This window comes from Pseudomonas sp. R3-56 (assembly GCF_051132075.1).
In the GTDB taxonomy this organism is placed as follows: domain Bacteria; phylum Pseudomonadota; class Gammaproteobacteria; order Pseudomonadales; family Pseudomonadaceae; genus Aquipseudomonas.
In genome coordinates this window covers 4,486,357-4,507,301 of sequence record NZ_CP071657.1, presented here as the reverse complement: position 1 = coordinate 4,507,301, position 20,945 = coordinate 4,486,357, and the positions used below count along the sequence as shown (strand labels likewise).

Annotated in this window: 20 protein-coding genes and 4 tRNA genes; 20 read left to right on the top strand and 4 right to left on the bottom strand. The window is 62.3% G+C overall.

Annotated elements, in window-relative coordinates; translation table 11 throughout:
- The first annotated feature begins 1 nt into the window (after position 1).
- Positions 2–883: a methyl-accepting chemotaxis protein gene (locus tag J3P96_RS20425; protein ID WP_434658281.1), complete on the top strand. Its 882-nt coding sequence runs from the start codon at positions 2–4 to the stop codon at positions 881–883.
- A 227-nt stretch (positions 884–1,110) separates the two neighbouring features.
- Here the strand turns inward: J3P96_RS20425 and J3P96_RS20420 are convergent, their stop codons facing one another.
- Complete coding sequence (locus J3P96_RS20420; RefSeq protein ID WP_305496076.1) at positions 1,111–1,869, bottom strand: hypothetical protein; 759 nt, start codon at positions 1,867–1,869, stop codon at positions 1,111–1,113.
- A 371-nt stretch (positions 1,870–2,240) separates the two neighbouring features.
- Between J3P96_RS20420 and J3P96_RS20415 the strand changes: the two genes are divergently transcribed.
- The 4 genes from J3P96_RS20415 to J3P96_RS20400 all read left to right on the top strand — a co-directional run bounded on the left by J3P96_RS20415 (position 2,241) and on the right by J3P96_RS20400 (position 2,654).
- Positions 2,241–2,316, top strand: a tRNA-Glu gene (locus J3P96_RS20415).
- Between the two features lie 2 nt (positions 2,317–2,318).
- Positions 2,319–2,394, top strand: a tRNA-Gly gene (locus J3P96_RS20410).
- Between the two features lie 105 nt (positions 2,395–2,499).
- Positions 2,500–2,575: transfer RNA gene (locus tag J3P96_RS20405), tRNA-Glu, on the top strand.
- A gap of 3 nt (positions 2,576–2,578) precedes the next feature.
- A tRNA-Gly gene (locus J3P96_RS20400) sits at positions 2,579–2,654 on the top strand.
- 175 nt (positions 2,655–2,829) lie between these two features.
- On the opposite strand, the gene J3P96_RS20395 is transcribed toward J3P96_RS20400, so the two are convergent.
- Together J3P96_RS20395 and J3P96_RS20390 are read right to left on the bottom strand one after the other, a co-directional pair.
- Entirely contained in the window at positions 2,830–3,237 is a 408-nt protein-coding gene (locus J3P96_RS20395) for a PA2817 family protein (protein WP_305496075.1), read from the bottom strand.
- An 88-nt stretch (positions 3,238–3,325) separates the two neighbouring features.
- Complete coding sequence (locus tag J3P96_RS20390; RefSeq protein ID WP_434653227.1) at positions 3,326–5,773, bottom strand: acyl-CoA dehydrogenase; 2,448 nt, start codon at positions 5,771–5,773, stop codon at positions 3,326–3,328.
- Between the two features lie 278 nt (positions 5,774–6,051).
- Here J3P96_RS20390 and J3P96_RS20385 point away from each other — a divergent pair, with 278 nt between their 5' ends.
- The 3 genes from J3P96_RS20385 to J3P96_RS20375 all read left to right on the top strand — a co-directional run bounded on the left by J3P96_RS20385 (position 6,052) and on the right by J3P96_RS20375 (position 8,524).
- Positions 6,052–6,675 (top strand): glutathione S-transferase family protein, encoded by a 624-nt coding sequence (locus J3P96_RS20385; protein ID WP_434653225.1) that lies wholly within the window; start codon positions 6,052–6,054, stop codon positions 6,673–6,675.
- 134 nt (positions 6,676–6,809) lie between these two features.
- Entirely contained in the window at positions 6,810–7,742 is a 933-nt protein-coding gene (locus J3P96_RS20380; protein ID WP_305496072.1) for an ABC transporter ATP-binding protein, read from the top strand.
- A gap of 2 nt (positions 7,743–7,744) precedes the next feature.
- Positions 7,745–8,524, top strand: coding sequence for an ABC transporter permease (locus J3P96_RS20375; RefSeq protein ID WP_434574258.1), 780 nt, complete (start codon positions 7,745–7,747; stop codon positions 8,522–8,524).
- Positions 8,525–8,688: 164 nt separating this feature from the next.
- Here the strand turns inward: J3P96_RS20375 and J3P96_RS20370 are convergent, their stop codons facing one another.
- Complete coding sequence (locus tag J3P96_RS20370; RefSeq protein ID WP_434569369.1) at positions 8,689–9,219, bottom strand: DUF2062 domain-containing protein; 531 nt, start codon at positions 9,217–9,219, stop codon at positions 8,689–8,691.
- A gap of 144 nt (positions 9,220–9,363) precedes the next feature.
- Between J3P96_RS20370 and J3P96_RS20365 the strand changes: the two genes are divergently transcribed.
- The 12 genes from J3P96_RS20365 to J3P96_RS20310 all read left to right on the top strand — a co-directional run bounded on the left by J3P96_RS20365 (position 9,364) and on the right by J3P96_RS20310 (position 20,854).
- Complete coding sequence (locus tag J3P96_RS20365; RefSeq protein WP_434653223.1) at positions 9,364–11,610, top strand: DNA internalization-related competence protein ComEC/Rec2; 2,247 nt, start codon at positions 9,364–9,366, stop codon at positions 11,608–11,610.
- Between the two features lie 95 nt (positions 11,611–11,705).
- Positions 11,706–12,341: a MotA/TolQ/ExbB proton channel family protein gene (locus J3P96_RS20360; RefSeq protein ID WP_305496069.1), complete on the top strand. Its 636-nt coding sequence runs from the start codon at positions 11,706–11,708 to the stop codon at positions 12,339–12,341.
- Positions 12,338–12,766 (top strand): ExbD/TolR family protein, encoded by a 429-nt coding sequence (locus J3P96_RS20355; protein ID WP_434569368.1) that lies wholly within the window; start codon positions 12,338–12,340, stop codon positions 12,764–12,766. The genes J3P96_RS20360 and J3P96_RS20355 overlap by 4 nt, the downstream gene beginning before the upstream one ends.
- Positions 12,766–13,776, top strand: a complete 1,011-nt coding sequence (gene lpxK / locus J3P96_RS20350) for a tetraacyldisaccharide 4'-kinase (protein ID WP_434653221.1) — start codon at positions 12,766–12,768, stop codon at positions 13,774–13,776. The genes J3P96_RS20355 and lpxK overlap by 1 nt, the downstream gene beginning before the upstream one ends.
- 23 nt (positions 13,777–13,799) lie before the next feature.
- On the top strand, positions 13,800–13,985 hold the full coding sequence (locus tag J3P96_RS20345; RefSeq protein WP_003179363.1) for a Trm112 family protein: 186 nt from the start codon (positions 13,800–13,802) through the stop codon (positions 13,983–13,985).
- Positions 13,982–14,746 (top strand): 3-deoxy-manno-octulosonate cytidylyltransferase, encoded by a 765-nt coding sequence (gene kdsB / locus J3P96_RS20340; protein WP_434653219.1) that lies wholly within the window; start codon positions 13,982–13,984, stop codon positions 14,744–14,746. The genes J3P96_RS20345 and kdsB overlap by 4 nt, the downstream gene beginning before the upstream one ends.
- Positions 14,746–15,210 (top strand): low molecular weight protein-tyrosine-phosphatase, encoded by a 465-nt coding sequence (locus J3P96_RS20335; protein WP_434653217.1) that lies wholly within the window; start codon positions 14,746–14,748, stop codon positions 15,208–15,210. Before kdsB ends, J3P96_RS20335 begins: the two co-directional genes overlap by 1 nt.
- Positions 15,207–16,226 carry a UDP-N-acetylmuramate dehydrogenase gene (murB, locus tag J3P96_RS20330; RefSeq protein ID WP_434653215.1) on the top strand — a complete coding sequence of 340 codons (1,020 nt, stop codon included), beginning with the start codon at positions 15,207–15,209 and terminating at the stop codon, positions 16,224–16,226. Before J3P96_RS20335 ends, murB begins: the two co-directional genes overlap by 4 nt.
- A gap of 267 nt (positions 16,227–16,493) precedes the next feature.
- Positions 16,494–16,964: a (2Fe-2S)-binding protein gene (locus tag J3P96_RS20325; RefSeq protein ID WP_305501323.1), complete on the top strand. Its 471-nt coding sequence runs from the start codon at positions 16,494–16,496 to the stop codon at positions 16,962–16,964.
- On the top strand, positions 16,961–19,276 hold the full coding sequence (locus J3P96_RS20320; RefSeq protein WP_434653213.1) for a molybdopterin cofactor-binding domain-containing protein: 2,316 nt from the start codon (positions 16,961–16,963) through the stop codon (positions 19,274–19,276). Before J3P96_RS20325 ends, J3P96_RS20320 begins: the two co-directional genes overlap by 4 nt.
- Entirely contained in the window at positions 19,276–20,247 is a 972-nt protein-coding gene (locus tag J3P96_RS20315) for an XdhC family protein (RefSeq protein WP_434653211.1), read from the top strand. Before J3P96_RS20320 ends, J3P96_RS20315 begins: the two co-directional genes overlap by 1 nt.
- Before the next feature lie 16 nt (positions 20,248–20,263).
- Complete coding sequence (locus J3P96_RS20310) at positions 20,264–20,854, top strand: nucleotidyltransferase family protein (protein WP_434653210.1); 591 nt, start codon at positions 20,264–20,266, stop codon at positions 20,852–20,854.
- Positions 20,855–20,945: the final 91 nt, after the last annotated feature.

Below are 20,945 nucleotides of genomic sequence, written 5' to 3'. Positions count from 1 at the left end.
GATGCTGGCCATGCAGCAGATGGCGGCCGGCTTGAGCAGCATCGTCAGCGGTTTGCAGGCCGGCATCGAGCAATTGGCCAGCTCGGCACAGTCGCTGTCGTCCGTGACCGAGCAGACCAACCTTGAAGTCAGCAGCCAGAAGGAGGAAACCGAGCAGGTGGCCACGGCCATGAACCAGATGACCGCCACCGTGCATGACGTGGCGCGCAACGCCGAAGAGGCCGCGCGAGCAGCCCAGACCGCCGACGACAAGGTTGAAAGCGGCCAGCGGGTGGTGCGCCAGAGCATGGTGCGTATCGAACAACTGGCTGATTCGGCCACGTCGGCCAGCACCAGCATCGAAAGCCTCAGCGCCGAGATACAGAACATCGGCACGGTGCTGAGCGTGATCAAGAGCGTCGCCGAACAAACCAACCTGCTGGCGCTCAACGCCGCTATCGAGGCGGCCAGGGCGGGCGAGCAGGGCAGGGGTTTTGCCGTGGTGGCCGATGAGGTACGAGCCCTGGCCAAGCGTACGCAACAGTCCACCGAGGAAATCGAGCGATTGGTCAGCGCCCTGCGCTCGGCCGCACAGGCCTCCGTACAACAGATCCAGAGCAGCGGCGAATTGGTGAAAATGGCCGTCAGCGATGCGCTGCAGACCGAAAGCGCACTGGGCAGCATCGCGGCGGCGGTGTCGTTGATCCAGCAGATGAACCAACAGATCGCGGCGGCAGCCGAGCAACAGAGTTCGGTGGCTGAAGAGATCAACCGCAGTGTTACCAGTATCCGTGCCAGCGCCGATCAATCGTCCATGGCCATGCAGGGCAATGCCGCTTCAAGCATTGAGCTGGCACAGCTGGGGAGCGAGTTGAAGGGGATGGTGGGGCATTTCAGGTTGTGAGTGTGGGGCTGCACTGATCGCCTTCGCGAGCAGGCTCGCTCCTACATTGGATCTTCGGTATGCGCTGCATCATGTGCGACACCAGACCCTGTGGGAGCGAGCCTGCTCGCGAAGGCGGCGTGTCAGGCACTGAGATGCTGGATGTGCTGGCCTCTTCGCGAGCAGGCTCGCTCCCACCCACAGAGAAATGTGTTTGCACAAGAAACGGGCGGCCTATCAGTCCGAACTCAATCGTAGACTTTCTTCTTCTTCCACTCGTCGTTCGCTTCGTCTTCCTTCAACCCTTCAGTCAACTGGTTAACCTCGCCCTCGACCGGCTGGGTGCTGGCCAGGACCTGGGCGTTGGCGCGGGCCAGAAGCTTCTCCAGATAGGCCAACTGTTCGGCATAGACCTGCGGCTCCTGCTGTTTGCGCAGGTATTGCACGCCCCGCTCGAAGGCCAGCCGGGCCTGCCCCGGTTGCTCCTGTTGCAAGGCTTGCTGACCGAGATTGTTAAAGAACTCGATGTGCAGCAGCACCAGCAGGTGCCGCACTTCACGGATCCAGCGCTTGGCCTCGTTGGGCGGCAGGAAGCCATCCTGCGCGGCGCGGGTGATCTGGCCGTGCAACGCTTCGAGCAGAAACCGCACATCCTTGGCCTTGGCCTCGGTTTGTATCGGTGCCGGCGGGTTGCTTACCGGAATCGACTCACCCTGAGCAGCCAATGCGGAGAGTTCATCCAGGCGAGCCTTGACCGCAGCGTTGGACTTTTCAAGATTGAGCAAGCGCTGGCAGACATTCATCTCCAGGCGCGTCATCAGCAACTTCAGGGCCGGGGTCATCAACTGGCCGGGGAAGGTTTCCGTGAGCTCGCCGCAACGCCGCAAGCGGTCGTTGAGTTCGACTTTGGTGCGGGCCTTTTCCAGCTTGTTGTTTTCCACCACATGGTTCATGTAGCCAATGGCGATCAACAGTGCGATCCCGGCTACGACGAGCAGGGTGATCATGAGTGGTGTCACCGGTAAGACCTCTTTATTAGCGTTCGCATGTCATGAGTGTAGTGGCTTGGCTTTTAAGCGCATAGGCCCGAGCGACGCGATTAGACGGGCGACGTACTGTTCACGCGGCGCGTAGCGGAGTAGATGCACATTGCCACTATTTGTCGGGCGCGACTATAACCCCTTGGCGGGCGACAGAATATAGGCGCCAGAGAGCGGACGGGGAAAATCCGCGAATCCTCCTCAAACCGGGCGAAGTCATTGATTTAAATAAATTTATATTCGGGGGTTGACGACCCTCCAATCCATCCATAGAATGCGCGCCACTTACAGCGTAAAGCACTCAGCCAAACGCGATAAGCAGTGAATGTTGTACGTGTGTCCCCTTCGTCTAGTGGCCTAGGACACCGCCCTTTCACGGCGGTAACAGGGGTTCGAGTCCCCTAGGGGACGCCAATGCGGGAATAGCTCAGTTGGTAGAGCACGACCTTGCCAAGGTCGGGGTCGCGAGTTCGAGTCTCGTTTCCCGCTCCAATTTTAAACAGCGTTGCTTTCGGGCAGGGCTGAGTGAAACCAGAGCCGACATCTTCGGATGCGGATTTGGGCACTGGGATACACACCATGTGTTCCAGTTAGCGTGTCCCCTTCGTCTAGTGGCCTAGGACACCGCCCTTTCACGGCGGTAACAGGGGTTCGAGTCCCCTAGGGGACGCCATTTGCGGGAATAGCTCAGTTGGTAGAGCACGACCTTGCCAAGGTCGGGGTCGCGAGTTCGAGTCTCGTTTCCCGCTCCAAATTTAAAAAGACGCCGCTCATCGAGTGGCGTTTTTTTTATGCGCGTGAAAAAAGTCTTTTTCAGCCCTCAAGGCTAAGTACCACGCGCGCACTGCCAAACCTGGCTCGATAAAAGATCAAAAAAAGACCCGCAGAGTTTTTAAGCCATGCGGGTCTTGGTCGTGCTGTTTGCAATCAGTGCTTGCTGTCCTGATCAGACATGGCCAGCAATTGTTTTTCCTGGTTCCAGTCGAACGGCTCGTCGTTTTGCTCGGCTTCGAAACGACGTTCCTCGAGGGCCTGGTACAGGGCGATCTCTTCGTCGGGCATGTAGTGCAGGCAATCGCCGCCGAAATACCACAGCAGGTCTCGGGGCACCAGGTGGGCGATTTGTGGATAACGCACGATCACCTGGCACAGCAGGTCCTGGCCAAGGTACTGGCTTTCGATCGGGTCGACTGGCAGTTGCGCACGCAATTCGTCAAAGCGCTCCAGGAACAGCGCATGGCTTTCTTCGGGAACCTGTTCGGCCTCACCCACGGCGACCAGGATGCTACGCAAGTGGTCAAGCAAGACGAGGTGATCGGCAACGACGTTGGACACGAGATAAGTCCTCAAGAGCAAAACGGGCGCAGGAGTATAAAGCTCCTGCGCCCGCTTTTACATGCTATCGATCAGATCGCTGCCAGCATCACCGCACCTTGGCCTCGGCGAGGGTCAGTTCCTCCTTGTCGAAATCATCCACATCGATGACCTTGCGGCGTGCCGCTTCGGCTGCGCGCAGGGTCTGCGCCTCACCGGCTTGCAGGATACCCGCCTCCAGGGCCGCATCGATGATAGGTTCGCCGGGCGCCGGGCTGAGTTGACCCTGCTTGAGCGCTCCATGGAGCTTTTTATGAAGCGGTTGGGCGGCGGCCAGCAGGTCGGCAGCATGTTGCAGCGCACCCACCGGGTCCTCTTCCGACTGCGGGCGATAACAGCCTTGGAGCAGCTCTTCCAGAGTCGGATCGCCCTTGGCGCGGCCGATAACGCCAGCCACCTCGGCGTCCAGCCTGTCGCTCGGTCCCTTGTGACGGCGGCCGAAAGGAAACACCACCACTCGCAAGAGGCCGCCCAGCAGCCGATTCGGGAAGTTGACCAGCAGTTCGTCCAGTGCCCGCTCCGATTGACCCAGGCTTTCCTCCATGGCCCAGCGAAACAGCGGCGCCATATGGTCTGGCGAGTCAAGGTCGTGATAGCGCTTGAGCGCCGCCGAGGCCAGGTAAAGGTTGCTCAATACATCGCCCAGGCGGGCCGACAGGCGTTCGCGACGTTTGAGTTCGCCACCCAGCAGCATCATGCTCAGGTCCGCCAGCAAGGCGAATGCCGCCGCCTGCCGGTTGAGGGCACGGAAATACCCTTGGCCCAGGGCATTGCCCGGCACGTTGTCGAAGTGCCCCAGGCCGAGGTTCAGGACCAGGGTGCTGGCGGCGTTGCCGATGGCAAAACCGATGTGCTTGAGCAGCAACCCGTCGAATTCGACCAATGCCTGGTCTTTGTCTTCTCGAGTTGCCAGGGCCATTTCCTTCAATACGAACGGATGGCAGCGAATCGCCCCCTGGCCGAAGATCATCAGGTTGCGCGAGAGGATATTCGCGCCTTCGACCGTGATGAAAATCGGCGCACCTTGCCAGCTGCGGCCCAGGTAATTGTTCGGCCCCATGATGATGCCCTTGCCGCCGTGCACGTCCATGGCGTGGCTGATGCACTCGCGGCCGCGCTCGGTCAGGTGGTACTTGAGGATGGCCGAGAGTACCGAGGGTTTTTCGCCGAGGTCCACCGCGTTGGCGGTCAGCATGCGTGCGGCGTCCATCAACCAGGCATTGCCGCCGATACGTGCCATGGCTTCCTGGATGCCCTCGAAGGCGGACAACGGCACGTTGAATTGTTCCCTTACCTGGGCGTACTGGCCGGTGACCAGGCTGGTGAACTTCGCCGCGCCGGTCCCTACCGCTGGCAGGGAAATCGAGCGCCCGACCGACAGGCAATTCATCAGCATCATCCAGCCCTTGCCGAGCATGGCCTGGCCGCCGATGAGGAAGTCCAGCGGGATGAACACGTCCTTGCCCCAGTTCGGTCCGTTCATGAAGGCGGCGCCAAGAGGCAGGTGACGGCGGCCGATATTGACACCGGGCGTATCCGTGGGGATCAGCGCCAGGCTGATCCCCAGGTCCTCTTCTTCACCCAACAGGTGGTCGGGATCATAGGCTTTGAAGGCCAGGCCGAGGAGGGTGGCGACGGGGCCGAGGGTGATGTAGCGTTTTTCCCAGTTCAAGCGCAGGCCGATGGTTTCCTGGCCTTGCCATTCGCCTTTGCAAATGATCCCGGTGTCGGGCATCGCCCCCGCATCGGAGCCGGCCAGCGGCCCGGTCAGGGCGAAGCAGGGAATATCGTCGCCCCGGGCCAGTCGCGGCAGATAATGGTTGCGTTGTTCATCGGTGCCGTAGTGCAGCAGCAGTTCCGCCGGGCCGAGGGAGTTGGGGACCATCACGGTGGACGCCAGGTCGCCACTGCGGGTCGCCAGTTTCATCGCTACCTGGGAATGGGCGTAGGCGGAAAACCCCTTGCCACCGTATTCCTTCGGAATGATCAGGGCGAAGAAACCATGTTCCTTGATATGGGCCCAGGCTTCGGGCGGCAGGTCCATGGCCTGGCCGATCTGCCAGTCGCTGACCATCGCGCAGAGTTCTTCGGTTGGACCGTCGAGAAATGCCTGCTCTTCGTCAGTCAGTTTCACTTTTGGGTAGGCCAGCAGCATGTCCCAGTCCGGCCGGCCGCTGAATAATTCCCCGTCCCACCACACCGTGCCGGCATCAATGGCATCGCGCTCGGTCTCGGACATCGGTGGCAAGGTTTTCTGGAACCAGTCGAACATCGGCGCGCTGAAATATCTGCGGCGCAGGTCAGGTAGCAACAGCGGGGCTGCAACGGCGGCAAGTACCAGCCATAGGACAAGCAGCAGCCACCCGGGCGCATGGCTGAAGATCCCCATCGCCAACAGGTAGACCGCAACGATGCCCAGCGCTGGCAGCGGGGCGGTGCGGCGGTGAGCCAGCCAGGCTATCCCGACGACCAGAACCAGTATCCACAACAACAGCATAAATAATCCTCCGTGAACCAGGGCAAGACCGACCCTCAGAGCTTAGACGTCCTCTGTAAAACCGGCGGTCGGCGCGATGTGATTGATTTCGTGGGAAACCTTGGATGCATTGCGCCAGTCTGGTTGGCAACACCGGTAGGAAATCGTTCGTTGGTCAGGTGAGAAAACGCCATTGTTTGGCTGAAACGCCGTTATTGCTCGGCGACGTGCAGGGGTGATTTGAGTCGCGGTTGATCCGGCGTATGCTGCTGCGGCATTTATCCATTGAGGAAGCCGTGATGCTGAAGATCTGGGGTCGGAAGAATTCGTCGAACGTGCGCAAGGCGCTGTGGTGTGCCGAAGAGCTGGGGCTGGCCTACGAGGCCATCGACGCGGGCGGCGCGTTTGGCGTGGTGGATACGCCCGGGTACCGCGCGAAAAATCCCAACGGCCGGGTTCCGATGATAGAAGACGACGGCTTCGTGCTCTGGGAATCCAATACCATCGTGCGTTACCTGGCGGCTCGCCATGCCTCAGGCTCGGCCTGGTATCCCGATGACATACAGGCCCGGGCCAGCGCTGAAAAATGGATGGACTGGACCACGTCCAGCTTTGCCGCTCCGTTTCGCACGGTGTTCTGGGGCGTGCTGCGCACCCCGGCCGAGCAGCAGGACTGGCCGGCCATCAATGCGGCAATCAAGGAGTGCGACCAGTTGCTGGCAATGGTGGAGCAAGCCCTGGGCGAACAGCCTTACCTCTGCGGTGACGAAATCGGCATGGGCGACATTCCCTTGGGCAGTTTCATTTATGCCTGGTTCGAGATGCCCATCGAGCGCGCCGCATTGCCTCGGCTGGAGGCCTGGTACGCGCGGCTCCAGCAGCGTCCGGCTTATCGCAAGGCCGTCATGACCGCGTTGACTTAATACTTACTATCGACACACTTCACTGTACTTGTGCGGCGACGCCACGCACCATTGCCTTCATGCGCCGTGGTTGTATTGCTTGCCGCCGGCCCTTATCTATTCTTCTTCCTCCCCTTCTTGGTGCGTAATCCGATATGAGTTCCGCTCTGTCCATACGGCAGCTAACCAAAACCTACGGCAACGGTTTCCAGGCCCTGAGTGGTATCGATCTGGATGTCGCCGAAGGTGATTTTTTTGCCTTGCTGGGCCCCAACGGTGCCGGCAAATCCACCACCATCGGCATTCTTTCCACGCTGGTGAACAAATCCGGCGGGACGGTGAACGTCTTCGGCCATGACCTGGACCGCGAGCCCGCCGCGCTCAAGCGCTGCATCGGCGTGGTGCCCCAGGAATTCAACTTCAACCAGTTCGAAAAGACCTTCGACATCGTCGTGACCCAGGCCGGCTACTACGGCATCCCGCCGAAGATCGCCAACGAGCGCGCCGAGCAGTATCTGACCCAGCTCGGCTTGTGGGACAAGCGCGATGTGCCGTCCCGTTCGTTGTCCGGCGGCATGAAGCGACGCCTGATGATTGCCCGCGCGCTGGTGCATGAACCGCGCCTGCTGATCCTCGACGAACCCACCGCCGGCGTGGACATCGAGCTGCGTCGTTCGATGTGGACCTTCCTCACGGAGCTGAACCAGAAAGGCATCACCATCATCCTCACCACGCATTACCTGGAAGAGGCCGAGCAGCTGTGCCGCAACATCGGCATCATCGACCACGGCACCATCGTCGAGAACACCAGCATGCGGCAGTTGCTGAGTCAGCTGCATGTGGAAACCTTCCTGCTGGATCTCAAGCATGACCTGAGCGCCGCGCCGCAGCTGGTGGGTTATCCGGCTCGCCTGCTCGACGGCCATACCCTGGAAGTCCAGGTCGACAAGTCCGCTGGTATCACCGGGCTGTTCACCCAGCTGGCCGTGCAAAACATCGAAGTGCTGAGCCTGCGCAACAAGACCAATCGCCTTGAGGAGTTGTTCGTGTCCCTGGTGGAAAAAAACCTGGCGAAGGTGGCGGTATGAGTATGAGTTCGGAACTGCGCCCCAACCTCATCGCCCTCAATACCATTGTCTATCGTGAAGTCCGGCGCTTCATGCGGATCTGGCCGCAGACCCTGCTGCCCCCGGCGATCACCATGGTCCTGTACTTCGTGATTTTCGGTAACCTGATCGGCCGGCAGATCGGCGACATGGGCGGTTTCACGTACATGGACTACATTGTGCCGGGGCTGATCATGATGTCGGTGATCACCAACTCCTACGGCAACGTGGTATCGAGTTTCTTCGGCAGCAAGTTCCAGCGCTCCATCGAAGAGCTGATGGTTTCACCGGTTTCACCCCATACGATCCTGATCGGCTTCACCCTGGGCGGCGTGCTGCGCGGGCTGGCGGTCGGCCTGATCGTGACGCTGCTGTCGCTGTTCTTCACTAATCTGCAGGTGCATCACCTGGGGGTGACGATCCTGGTGGTGGTCCTGACGGCGACGATCTTTTCGCTGCTGGGCTTCATCAACGCGGTGTTCGCGCGAAACTTCGATGACATCTCCATCATCCCGACGTTCGTGCTCACGCCGCTGACGTATCTGGGCGGGGTGTTCTACTCGATTTCCCTGCTGCCACCGTTCTGGCAGACCGTATCGCTGGCCAACCCGGTGCTGCATATGGTCAATGCTTTCCGCTACGGGATCCTTGGCGTTTCGGACATTCGCATCAGTATTGCAATTACCTTCATGCTAGTGGCGACCGTGGTGCTTTATGTGAGCTGTGCACGGTTGCTGGTGAGTGGGCGAGGGATGCGTACCTGACACTGTCCGTGTCTGAAGTGTCGTACCTGTGGGAGCGAGCCTGCTCGCGAAGGCTGAACATCATCCGATGCAGATGTCGGATGTGATGGCCTCTTCGCGAGCAGGCTCGCTCCCACAAGGGCTTCGGATCACCCCCGAATGTCGTGTCTGGGGGTGAAACGCGGTCAGTCCAGCTTTTCTCTCATCCGGCTGCGCTTGCGCCGCCGCCACTGCCTGGCAACCCACCATCGCCAATACGCCATGGTGACGAAATAAGCCAAGACTCCAAGCACCAACCCAGTGACTACCGACCCCAGCAAAAACGGCTGCCACAACGTTGACAGCTGGTTGGTGATCCACTCCCAGGTCAATTCGTCCGGCAGCGTCCGGGCTGGAACGTCCATCAGCCAGGCGCCGGTCTGATAGGTGCAGAAGAATACCGCAGGCATGGTGATGGGGTTGGTCAGCCAGACCAGGCTTACCGCGATCGGGATGTTGCCGCGAACCGTGACGGCCAGCGCGGCGGCCAGGAGCATTTGCAGCGGTATCGGCAGAAAAGCGGCGAACAGGCCAACGGCCATCGCCCGCGCCACCGAATGACGATTGAGGTGCCAGAGGTTGGGATCGTGCAGCAGGGTGCCGAGAAAGCGTAAGGATTTATGTTCCCGAATGCTCGCGGGGTCAGGCATGTAACGTTTGAATAATCGCCGGGGCATAAGGCTTCTCGGTCGGGTCAAAGCAGTAAGGCCGCAAGTATGTCCGGATTCTACAACCGGGAGATTCAGACTTTGTGACAATTGTTAACGCCCACGGTGCCCCGCACCGGCTAAGCCTGGAGAGGGACTCTCAAGGATGGGCTTATGCGCACGGCAATGGTCGCGCTTGCACTGGGGCTGCTGGCCCCGGTTTTTCTACCGGTACTGCCGTCGCCATGGCTGATCGCAGCCATGGCGACGCTGGCGTTGATGGTACTGCCGTTTCGCCTGTACCCGGCGGGTTGCTTCCTCTTCGGGCTGGTCTGGGCGAGCCTCGCCGCACACCATGCACTGGACGGACGGTTGCCCTTCGCACTGGACGGCGAGACGCGCTGGGTCGAAGGGCGGGTCGTCGGTTTGCCGCAACACGGCGATGGAACGGTGCGTTTCGAGTTGGCCGATATCCAGTCAAGGCGCACGCGCTTGCCAACCTCGATGCGCCTGGCCTGGTATGGTGGGCCGCCGGTCAGCAGCGGTGAGAAATGGCGCCTGGCGGTAAAGCTCAAGCGACCCGCGGGGCTGCTCAATCCCCATGGCTTCGACTATGAGGCGTGGCTGTTGAGCCGCGGCATTGGCGCGACCGGCAGCGTCAAGCAAGGGCGACGCCTGCAACCGGCCCAGGGCGCCTGGCGCGACGGGGTGCGCCAGGCATTGGCGAAAGTCGATGCCCAAGGGCGTTCCGGGGCGCTGATGGCATTGGTCCTTGGCGATGGCTCCGGGTTGAGTCGCGAAGATTGGCAGGTGCTGCAAGACACCGGCACGATCCATCTGCTGGTCATTTCCGGGCAGCACATCGGCCTGTTCGCCGGCCTCGTATACCTGCTGGTCGCCGGCGCGGCGCGTCATGGTGTCTGGCCGGCGTGGTTGCCATGGCTGCCTTGGGCGTGCGTGCTGGCGTTCACCGCGGCGCTGGGTTACGGCCTGCTCGCCGGTTTCGAAGTGCCGGTGCGGCGGGCCTGTGTGATGATCGGACTGGTGCTGCTGTGGCGCTTGCGCTTTCGCCAGGCCGATCCTTGGAAAGCCTGGCTGTTGGCGCTCCTGGCAGTGCTGCTGCTCAATCCGCTGGCGAGCCTGCGGCCGGGGTTCTGGTTGTCGTTCGCCGCGGTGGCCATTCTGATGTTTACCTTCGGCGGTCGCCTGGGCCCCTGGCGTTGGTGGCAGACCTGGACCCGCGCCCAGTGGTTGATTGCTCTCGGGTTGTGCCCGCTACTCTTGATCCTCGGGCTGCCGGTCAGCCTCAGCGGTCCGTTGGCCAATCTGCTGGCGGTGCCCTGGGTCAGTCTGCTGGTGTTGCCTTCGGCCTTGCTTGGCACCGCGTTGCTACCGATACCTTACATAGGCGAGAGCCTTCTCTGGATTGCCGGCGGCTTGCTCGATCTGCTGTTCAAGGCGCTCGCGCTGGCAGCCGGGCAGATGCCAGCCTGGGTGCCTCCCGCGGTGCCGCTGTGGGCCTGGTGCGTGGCGGCGCTCGGCACTGCGCTGCTGTTGGTGCCCAAGGGCGTACCGCTGCGGATCCTGGGTTGGCCGATGCTGATGCTGATGGTTTTTCCCCCACGGGAAGAAGTACCCCACGGGCAAGCCGAAATCTGGCAACTGGACGTCGGCCAGGGGCTGGCGATCCTCGTGCGCACCCAGCGGCACGTCTTGCTTTATGACGCGGGGCCGCGTTTTGGCGACGCCGATGCGGGCGAGCGCGTGGTGGTGCCGACCTTGCACAGGCTCGGTGTGCGTACCTTGGACATGCTGCTGCTCAGTCACGCCGATGCCGATCACGCCGGCGGTGCACAAGCCGTACGCAAGGGATTGCCGACCCGTCGGGTGGTCAGCGGCGATCCCGAGGCGCTGCCCGTCGATCTGCAGGCGGGGGCGTGCAATAGCGGCGAAAGCTGGGAATGGGACGGGGTGAGGTTCGAACTGTGGCGCTGGGCATCGGCTGTCGAGAGCAACCAGAAATCCTGTGTCTTGCTGGTCGAGGCCGGTGGCGAGCGGTTGCTGCTGACCGGAGATATCGATACCCATGCCGAACGGGCCTTGCTCGACAGTCCCTTGGCGATGCCGACCCAGTGGCTGGCAGCGCCGCACCATGGCAGCCGCAGCTCATCGTCGATGGCGCTGCTGGCGCGCCTCGAGCCCCATTCGGTATTGATTTCCCGGGGGCGCAACAATGCGTTCGGCCATCCCCATCCGTGGGTGATGGAGCGTTATCGACGCTTGGGCATGGCGATCTACGACAGTGCCGAACAAGGTGCCATTCGTCTGCAACTCGGCGCCTTTACGCCTGCGCTTGGGCAGGCGGGCATCCGCCGTTACTGGCGTGATCCGCCGCCTGCCGGGCCAGCGTCGGAGCATTGATCTGGCGCAGCGTTCTTGCCGTGTTGTCGGCAGGGCGGGCCTGCACAGCGAGTCTGTATGATAAAGTGGCGCACTTTTTCGAGGGGGCTGTCACTGTGTGGGAATTGGTCAAATCCGGCGGCTGGATGATGTTGCCGATCATTCTGAGTTCCATCGCGGCACTGGGTATCGTTGCCGAACGCCTGTGGACCCTGCGGGCCAGCCGCGTGACCCCGGAGCATCTGCTCGGGCAGGTCTGGGTCTGGATCAAGGACAAGCAGCTGAACAAGGACAAGCTCAAGGAGCTGCGAGCCAGCTCGCCGCTGGGGGAGATCCTCGCGGCAGGCCTGGCGAATTCCAAGCATGGTCGCGAGATCATGAAGGAGTGCATCGAGGAGGCCGCCGCGCGCGTCATTCATGACCTGGAGCGCTACATCAATGCCCTTGGGACCATCGCGGCCATGTCGCCATTGCTGGGCCTGTTGGGCACGGTCCTGGGTATGATCGACATTTTCAGCGCGTTCACCGGTTCCGGCATGACAACCAACGCCGCCGTGCTGGCGGGCGGTATTTCCAAAGCACTGATCACTACCGCCGCGGGCCTGATGGTGGGCATCCCGGCCGTGTTCTTCCATCGCTTCCTGCAGCGCCGCGTCGACGAGCTGGTGGTGGGCATGGAGCAGGAAGCCATCAAGCTGGTCGAGGTGGTGCAGGGCGACCGTGACGTGGACCTGGCCGGGGGCAAGAAGTGAAATTCCGCCGCAAACCACGGGAAAATATCGAGATCAACCTGGCGTCGCTGATCGACGTGGTGTTCATCCTGCTGCTGTTTTTCGTCGTGACCACCACCTTCACCCGGGAAACCCAGTTGAAGGTTGAGCTGCCGCAAGCGGTGAGTGGCTCGCCGGCCGAGGACCAGCAGTTGAAAAACCTGGAAGTCACCATCAGCGCCGAGGGCGCGTTCTCGGTGAACAACCAGTTGTTGCCCAAGAGCGACCTGGCGAGCCTGATCGAGGCGCTGCAGAGGGAGTCCGGCGGTGATACCAACCTGCCGCTGGCCATCAGCGCCGACGGCAAGACGCCTCACCAATCGGTCATCACCGCCATGGACGCGGCTGGCAAGCTCGGCTTCAGCCACCTGCGCATGACCACGATCGAGGCGGCGCCGGCACCTTGATGGCCATGTCCGATCGATTGCTTGCCGCGTGGTACAAGGGGCATCCCGCCCTGGTGCTGCTGCGCCCGCTTGAATGGCTGTACCGACGCGTAGTGATCGGCAAGCGCGAGCGCTTCCTGGCGGGCGAGGGCGAGATCTACCAGCCGCCGGTGCCGCTGATTGTGGTGGGTAACATTACCGTCGGCGGCACCGGCAAGACGCCATTGATCCTCTGGATGATCGAGCATTGCCAGCGCAGTGGCCTACGGGTCGGCGTGGTCAGCCGGGGTTACGGCGCCAGGCCGCCGCAATTGCCATGGCGAGTCGAGGCCGAGCAGGGCGCCGACATCGCGGGCGACGAACCGCTGCTCATCGTCCAGCGCAGCGGCGTGCCGTTGATAATCGATCCTGATCGCAGCCGCGCTGTCCGGGCGCTGCTGGACGCCGAGCCGCTGGACCTGATCCTGTCCGACGATGGTATGCAGCATTACCGCCTGGCCCGTGACCTCGAACTGGTATTGATCGACAGCGCCCGTGGCCTGGGCAACCGCCGTTGCCTGCCGGCCGGTCCGTTGCGCGAGCCGGTGGAGCGCCTGCGCTCGGTCGACGCCGTGCTGTTCAACGGCGCCAGCGTCGATCGCGAGGATGGCTTCGCGTTCGAGTTGCGGCCGACCGCGCTGATCAATCTGGCCAGCGGCGAGCGGCGCCCCCTCAACCATTTCCCACCCGGCCAGGCTCTGCATGCCGTGGCCGGCATCGGCAACCCCCAGCGTTTCTTCAAGACCCTCGAAACGCTACACTGGCGGCCTGTACCGCACGGGTTTGCCGATCATGCCGAATACAGTGCCCAGGCCTTCGATTTCGAACCGTCATTGCCAGTGGTCATGACGGAAAAGGACGCGGTCAAATGCCGTGCCTTCGCCGCGCCCGACTGGTGGTACCTGGCGGTTGACGCAGCGCCTTCGCCAGCCTTCGAGGCCTGGTTCGATACGCAGCTGATGCGCCTGTTGCCGGATCGGCTCTTGCCTTAAAACGTTATACCCAGGGGAATTTCATGGACACCAAACTGCTCGACATCCTGGCTTGCCCGGTCTGCAAAGGCCCGCTCAAGCTCAGTGCCGACAAGACCGAGCTGATCAGCAAGGGCGCCGGCCTGGCCTATCCGATTCGCGACGGCATCCCGGTGATGCTCGAAAGCGAAGCCCGTACCCTGACCACCGACGAGCGCCTGGATAAATGAATACAGCTTTTACCGTTGTCATTCCGTCGCGCTTTGCCTCCACGCGCTTGCCCGGTAAACCGTTGCTGCTGATCGCCGGCAAGCCGATGATCCAGCATGTCTGGGAGCAGGCTTGCAAGAGCAGCGCCCAGCGTGTGGTGGTGGCAACGGACGACGCGCGCATCGTGGAGGCCTGCCAGGGCTTTGGCGCCGAAGTGGTGATGACTCGCGAGGATCACAACTCCGGTACTGACCGCCTGGCGGAAGTGGCTGGGAAACTCGGTCTGGCGCCCGACGCCATCGTCGTCAACGTGCAGGGTGACGAGCCGCTGATCCCGCCGAGCGTGATTGATCAGGTCGCCGCGAACCTGGCGGCGCACCCAGAGGCGCGCATGTCCACCCTGGCCGAGCCGATCGAGGACGTGCAGACCCTGTTCAATCCCAACGTGGTCAAGGTGGTCAGCGACCTCAACGGCCTGGCGCTGACGTTCAGTCGTGCCACTTTGCCTTGGGCCCGAGAGGCATTCGCTCAGGACCGCGACGTGTTGCCCGAAGGCGTGCCGTACCGTCGCCATATCGGCATCTATGCCTACCGCGCCGGTTTCCTTCAGGACTTCGTCGCTTGGGGCCCCTGCTGGCTGGAAAACACCGAAGCCCTCGAGCAACTTCGAGCGTTGTGGCATGGCGTGCGGATCCATGTCGCCGATGCGCTGATTGCGCCGCCAACCGGTGTAGACACCCCCGAAGACCTCGAGCGCGTTCGTCGCCTGCTGGAGGCTTGATGCGGGTTCTGTTCGTCTGCCTTGGCAACATTTGCCGGTCGCCCACCGCCGAAGGCATTTTGCGCCATAAGCTGCGCGAAGCCGGGCTGGAGGGGCAAGTGGAAGTCGCCTCTGCCGGTACCGGTGACTGGCACGTCGGCAAGGCCCCGGATAAACGCAGCATGGCCGCGGCCCTGCGACGTGGCTACGATCTGTCGGCCCAGCGGGCCCGGCAAGTCACCCGGGCCGATTTCGCCGCCTATGACCTGATCCTGGCGATGGACAGCAACAACCTGCGCAACCTCAAGGCACTGCAACCGGCCAGTGGCAAGGCCGAGCTCGATCTGTTCCTGCGTCGCTACGAGGCTGAGCTCGATGATGTCCCAGATCCGTACTACGACGGCGAACAGGGTTTCGAGCAGGTGCTCGACCTGATCGAACAGGCCACGGATCGTCTGGTCATCGAAGTGAGGGGGCGGTTATGACCTTGCATGTCCAGGCCGGTGTCAGCCTCAAGCCGTTCAACAGCTTTGGCGTGGACGTCGCCGCACGGTTGTTCGCCGAGGCCCACAGCGATGCCGATGTCCGCGAGGCGCTGGTCTATGCCGCCGGGCATGATCTGCCGTTGCTGGTGATCGGCGGCGGCAGCAACCTGCTATTGACCGACGACATCGACGCGCTGGTGTTGCGCATGGCCAGTCGGGGGATCCGCCTGCTCAGCGACGACGGCGAACGCGTGGTGATCGAGGCCGAGGCCGGGGAGCCCTGGCATCCTTTTGTCCAGCACACGCTGGCGCAAGGTTGGTCGGGGCTGGAGAACCTCAGCCTGATTCCCGGTACGGTAGGGGCGGCACCGATGCAGAATATCGGTGCCTACGGCGTCGAGATAAAGGATGTCTTCGCCGGCCTTACCGCGCTGGATCGCCATAACGGCGAGTTGCGCGACTTCACTCTTGAAGAATGCGCCTTCGCCTACCGCGACAGCCTGTTCAAGCAGCAGGCGGGACGCTGGCTGATCCTGCGGGTACGTTTTGTCCTCAGTCGTGTCGCGCATCTGCACCTGGAATACGGCCCGGTCCGCCAGCGCCTGAGCGAGCAAGGCATCGATCAGGCAACGCCTTCGGACGTCAGCCGGGCGATTTGCAGCATCCGCAGCGAAAAACTTCCGGACCCCGCCGTACTCGGCAACGCCGGCAGCTTCTTCAAGAACCCGTTGGTGCACGCCACCCACGTGGCCCATCTCAAGCTGCAATACCCCGACCTGGTGGCTTATCCACAGCCTGGGGGGCAGATGAAAATCGCTGCCGGCTGGCTGATCGAACGGGCCGGCTGGAAGGGCTTTCGCGAGGGCGACGCTGGCGTGCACAAGTTGCAGGCACTGGTGCTGGTCAATTATGGCAACGCCACGGGCCTGCAATTGCTGGACCTGGCTCAACGGATCCAGAAGGACATTGCCGAACGTTTCCAGGTCGATCTGGAGATGGAGCCGAATCGGTACTGACGGGCGCTTGGCCCTGCGTGAACAAAAAACGCCCTGCATGACCTGCACACGCTCATTCGTGCAGGATTGTGCAGGGCGTTTTGCTTGTTCCTGGGTTAATTTAATTGGCTGACGATGCGAGCATACGCATCCCCAAGGCCCGGTGCAGACGCTGTTGACGTGTGCACAAGAGAGCCGGATCAGCCTGAGCCAGTCTGCGACACCGAACCGATCACCAAACGGCAGATTGCTCGACCCCCATAACTCGAAACGAATGCGGGCGTGCCCATGATTACCCTGAAACTCAATGGAACAGATCATCAACTGGATGTCACCGAGGACATGCCGCTGCTGTGGGCAATCCGCGATGTGGCCGGTTACAACGGCACCAAGTTCGGCTGCGGCATGGGCCTGTGCGGCGCGTGCACGATCCACATCGATGGCGCCCCGGCGCGCAGTTGCATCACGCCGATCGGCTCGGTGAAGGGCCAGAACATCAGCACCATCGACGCGCTTCACGTCGACCCGGTCGGCCAGGTGGTACAGAAGGCCTGGCTGGACACCGCCGTGGCCCAGTGTGGTTTTTGCCAGGGCGGGCAGATCATGTCCGCCACGGCATTGCTCAAGACCAACCCCAACCCGACGGATGAACAGATCGAAGAGGCCATGGTCGGCAACCTCTGCCGCTGCGGCACCTACAACCGGATCAAGACCGCGATCCGTCAGGCCTCCACTCACCTGAAGGAGGCCAAGGCATGAGCCGCTTGCCGAATGATTTTGTGCTGAGCAACCTCAGTCGTCGGGGTTTCCTCAGGGGCGCCAGCGCCACGGGCGTGCTGGTGCTGGCCGCCAGTTGGGGGCTGCCGGAGGCCTTTGCCGAAGAGAAGAAATTCGGCGCCGAGGGCATGCCCCATGGTGCGGTCGACGACCCCAAGGTCTACGTGAGCATTGCCGCCGACGGCAGCGTCACGGTGATCTGCAACCGTTCGGAAATGGGCCAGGGGGTGCGCACCAGCCTGAGCATGGTGGTGGCCGACGAACTCGACGCCGACTGGGCGCTCGTCAAGGTCAGGCAGGCGCCGGCTGATGAGGCGCGCTTCGGCAACCAGGACACCGACGGCTCGCGCAGCATGCGTCACTGGTACGAGCCGATGCGCCGCTGCGGTGCCGCCGCCCGAACCATGCTTGAATCGGCCGCCGCTACCCAGTGGAAAGTGCCGGTGGGCGAATGCCGTGCGCAACTGCATAAAGTGGTGCATCAGCCTTCGGGGCGCGAACTGGGTTATGGCGAGTTGGCCGCCGCCGCGGCGGCCTTGCCGGTTCCGGCCCGCGACAGCCTGCGCCTCAAGCAGCCGTCGGAGTTTCGTTACATTGGCAAGGAAGCGAGCCGTGCCATCGACGGCGCGGACATTGTCAACGGCCGAGCGGTGTTCGGTGCCGATGTGCATTTCGACGGCATGCTCTACGCCGTCGTGGCCCGCCCACGGGTCTATGGTGGCAAGGTCAGGAGCGTGGACAGCAGCGCGGCGTTGAAGGTGCCGGGCGTGATCAAGGTGGTGCAGATCGAAGGACGCCCTTTGCCCTCTGAGTTCCAGCCGCTGGGCGGCGTGGCGGTGGTAGCGAAGAACACCTGGGCGGCGATCAAGGGCCGCGAAGCGTTGAAAATCGAATGGGACGATGGCCCGAACGCCGGCTATGACTCCATCGCCTACCGCAAGGAACTGCAAGCGGCTGCTCTGAAACCGGGCAAAGTCCTGCATAGCACTGGCGATCTTGACGACGCACTGGCCAAAGCCGATTCGACGTTGGAGGCTGCCTACTACCTGCCGCACCTGTCCCAGTCACCGATGGAGCCGATGGTCGCGGTCGCCCGCTTCAAGGACGGTCAATGCGAAGCCTGGGCACCGAGCCAGGCACCCCAGGTCACCCGCGAGCGCGTCGCCGAACGCCTGGGCATCCCTTTCGACAAAGTCACGATAAACATCACGTTGCTGGGCGGCGGTTTCGGACGCAAGTCCAAACCCGATTTCGTCGTCGAGGCGGCGGTGCTCGCCAAGGAATTCCCCGGCCAGGCGGTTCGGGTGCAATGGACCCGCGAGGACGATATTCATCACTCGTATTTCCATACCGTATCGGCCGAATACCTGAAGGCCGGCCTGAACAAGGACGGGCTGCCCTCCGGTTGGCTGCATCGCACCGTGGCCCCAACCATCACCGCGCTGTTCGCGCCGGGCATGACCCACGAAGCGCCGTTCGAAGTGGGCATGGGCGTGACCAACATGGCCTATGCCATTCCCAGCCTGCGCCTGGAGAACCCCGAGGCGGTGGCCCACACCCGCGTTGGCTGGTATCGCTCGGTGTCGAACATTCCCCATGGTTTTGCGATCCAGAGCTTCATCGACGAACTGGCCCACAAGGCCGGCCAGGACCCGCTCAAGTACCATCTGAAGTTGCTCGGCCCGGACCGCAGGATCAACCCCAACAGCCAGAACGACAGCTGGAACTACGGCGAATCGCCCGAGCGTTATCCCATCGATACGGCGCGGATCCGCACCGTGCTGGAGACTGCCGCGAAGGCCGCTGGCTGGGGCCGTGAATTGCCCAAGGGCCGAGGCTTGGGGCTGGCGGTGCACTACAGCTTCGTCACCTATGTGGCCGCGGCAATTGAGGTCGAGGTCAAGGATGACGGCACGATAATCGTGCACAAGGCGGACATTGCCGTGGACTGTGGGCCGCAGATCAATCCCGAGCGTATCCGCTCGCAGTTCGAAGGCGCCTGCGTGATGGGCCTGGGCAACGCGATGGTCGGGGAAATCAGCTTCAAGGACGGCAAGGTCCAGCAGGACAATTTCCACATGTATGAAGTGGCGCGCATGTCCCTGGCACCCAAGGAAGTAGCCGTGCACCTGGTCACTCCGCCGGGCGAAGTGCCGCTGGGGGGCGTTGGTGAACCGGGCGTGCCGCCGATCGCGCCGGCATTGTGCAACGCAATCTTCGCCGCCACCGGCAAGCGCATCCGTGATCTGCCTGTGCGTTACCAGTTGCAAGGCTGGCAGCAGGCCAAAGCCTGATGGACAGCGTTGATCTGAACGTGCTGCGCAGCGTGCTGGAATGGCGTCGCGCCGGGCAGCGGGTGGTGCTGTTCACCGTGGTCCAGACTTGGGGCACCGCGCCGAGACCTCCGGGGGCTATGCTGGCCCTGCGCGAAGACGGCGTAGTGATCGGTTCGGTATCGGGCGGTTGTGTCGAGGATGACCTGATCGCCCGGCTGCACGACGGCCGGATTCCGGCGGATGGCCCGCCCGTGCAGCTCATCACCTACGGTGTCACCCGCGAGGAAGCGGCGCGTTTCGGCTTGCCGTGCGGCGGCACCTTGCGCCTGACAGAGGAGCGAGTCGGCGATCCAGGCTGGGTCGCGGAGTTGCTGGCGCGGTGCGAGGCCCACGAAATAGTTGCCCGGGAATTGACCATCGCGACCGGCGCTGTGGTGCTGACACCAGCGAGCAAAAGCGATGCCTTGGTGTTCGATGGCAAAAAGCTGCGGGCGATTTATGGCCCGCGCTGGCGGCTGTTGCTGATCGGCGCCGGACAGCTGTCGCGTTACGTCGCGGAAATGGCCCGGTTGCTGGATTTCGAGGTGTTGATCTGTGACCCGCGCAAGGAATTCGTCTACGGTTGGGAAGAGCAGCATGGCCGCTTTGTTCCGGGCATGCCCGACGAGGCGGTGCTGAACATCGAGACCGATGAGCGCACCGCGATCGTTGCCCTGACCCATGACCCGCGCCTGGACGACATGGCCTTGCTCACCGCCCTGGATTCCAGGGCTTTTTATGTGGGCGCCCTCGGCTCACGGGTCAACAGTCAGAAGCGCCGGGACAACCTCGCTCAGCTAGGCTTGTCAGCACAAGCCATCGAGCGGCTGCACGGGCCCATCGGCTTGCACATCGGCAGCCACACCCCGGCGGAAATCGCCTTGTCGCTGCTGGCGGAAATCGTCGCGATCAAGAATGGCGTCGAATTGCGTCAAAAGAAACCGCTGTAGTCCAGGAGGGAAGGGTATGTCTGAGTCCATTGGCGTGATCATCCTCGCGGCGGGCTCGGGCCGCCGTTTCCGTCAGGTCGCCGGGGCCGACAAGGACAAGCTGCTGGCGGATTGCATAGGCCGTGACGGCGCGGTGCGCTCGGTGATCGAGCACGTGCTGGTCAATCTGCCGGCCTCCCTGGACAAGCGCGTGCTGGTCACCCGCAATGACCGTCCGCAAGCCATTCGCATGGCCCAGGCCTATGGATGCGATTTTGTCGAGCTGGATTCACCGGGACTGGGAGATAGTATTGCCGCCGGCGTCCGAGCCTGTCCGGATGTGGCTGGGTGGCTGATCGTGCTGGGCGACATGCCGTTTATCCTGCCGTCGAGCATCGAAACGGTCGTGGCAGGGATTCGCGAGGATGGCATCAGCGTGCCGGTTCTTGCCGGGGAGTATGGGCATCCGGTGGGATTTGGTCGTGGGTTTGGCCCGCAGTTAATGGCGTTGTCCGGTGACCGTGGTGCGAAGGTGTTATTCGCCGGGGCGCAAGTCGTCGAGGTGTCGGTGGACGATCCTGGTGTGACCTGGGACATTGATGTGCCGGAGGCACTGATCTTCAGATAGATTTCTTGAAGGATTGTAAAGTTTATGGTGGTTGCAATTCCCCTGTGGGAGCGAGCTTGCTCGCGAAAGCGGTCTGATATTCAACAGTGAT

What these genes read in the sequence shown, in the direction of transcription:
- J3P96_RS20375 (WP_434574258.1), top strand. Translation starts at nt 7,745, where the DNA reads ATGAGTTCGGAACTGCGCCCCAACCTCATCGCCCTCAATACCATTGTC.
- kdsB (WP_434653219.1), top strand. Translation starts at nt 13,982, where the DNA reads ATGAATACAGCTTTTACCGTTGTCATTCCGTCGCGCTTTGCCTCCACG.
- J3P96_RS20385 (WP_434653225.1), top strand. Translation starts at nt 6,052, where the DNA reads ATGCTGAAGATCTGGGGTCGGAAGAATTCGTCGAACGTGCGCAAGGCG.
- J3P96_RS20320 (WP_434653213.1), top strand. Translation starts at nt 16,961, where the DNA reads ATGAGCCGCTTGCCGAATGATTTTGTGCTGAGCAACCTCAGTCGTCGG.
- J3P96_RS20380 (WP_305496072.1), top strand. Translation starts at nt 6,810, where the DNA reads ATGAGTTCCGCTCTGTCCATACGGCAGCTAACCAAAACCTACGGCAAC.
- lpxK (WP_434653221.1), top strand. Translation starts at nt 12,766, where the DNA reads ATGGCCATGTCCGATCGATTGCTTGCCGCGTGGTACAAGGGGCATCCC.
- J3P96_RS20325 (WP_305501323.1), top strand. Translation starts at nt 16,494, where the DNA reads ATGATTACCCTGAAACTCAATGGAACAGATCATCAACTGGATGTCACC.
- J3P96_RS20420 (WP_305496076.1), bottom strand. Translation starts at nt 1,869, where the DNA reads ATGATCACCCTGCTCGTCGTAGCCGGGATCGCACTGTTGATCGCCATT.
- J3P96_RS20365 (WP_434653223.1), top strand. Translation starts at nt 9,364, where the DNA reads ATGCGCACGGCAATGGTCGCGCTTGCACTGGGGCTGCTGGCCCCGGTT.
- murB (WP_434653215.1), top strand. Translation starts at nt 15,207, where the DNA reads ATGACCTTGCATGTCCAGGCCGGTGTCAGCCTCAAGCCGTTCAACAGC.
- J3P96_RS20345 (WP_003179363.1), top strand. Translation starts at nt 13,800, where the DNA reads ATGGACACCAAACTGCTCGACATCCTGGCTTGCCCGGTCTGCAAAGGC.
- J3P96_RS20315 (WP_434653211.1), top strand. Translation starts at nt 19,276, where the DNA reads ATGGACAGCGTTGATCTGAACGTGCTGCGCAGCGTGCTGGAATGGCGT.
- J3P96_RS20370 (WP_434569369.1), bottom strand. Translation starts at nt 9,219, where the DNA reads ATGCCCCGGCGATTATTCAAACGTTACATGCCTGACCCCGCGAGCATT.
- J3P96_RS20335 (WP_434653217.1), top strand. Translation starts at nt 14,746, where the DNA reads ATGCGGGTTCTGTTCGTCTGCCTTGGCAACATTTGCCGGTCGCCCACC.
- J3P96_RS20310 (WP_434653210.1), top strand. Translation starts at nt 20,264, where the DNA reads ATGTCTGAGTCCATTGGCGTGATCATCCTCGCGGCGGGCTCGGGCCGC.
- J3P96_RS20425 (WP_434658281.1), top strand. Translation starts at nt 2, where the DNA reads ATGCTGGCCATGCAGCAGATGGCGGCCGGCTTGAGCAGCATCGTCAGC.
- J3P96_RS20390 (WP_434653227.1), bottom strand. Translation starts at nt 5,773, where the DNA reads ATGCTGTTGTTGTGGATACTGGTTCTGGTCGTCGGGATAGCCTGGCTG.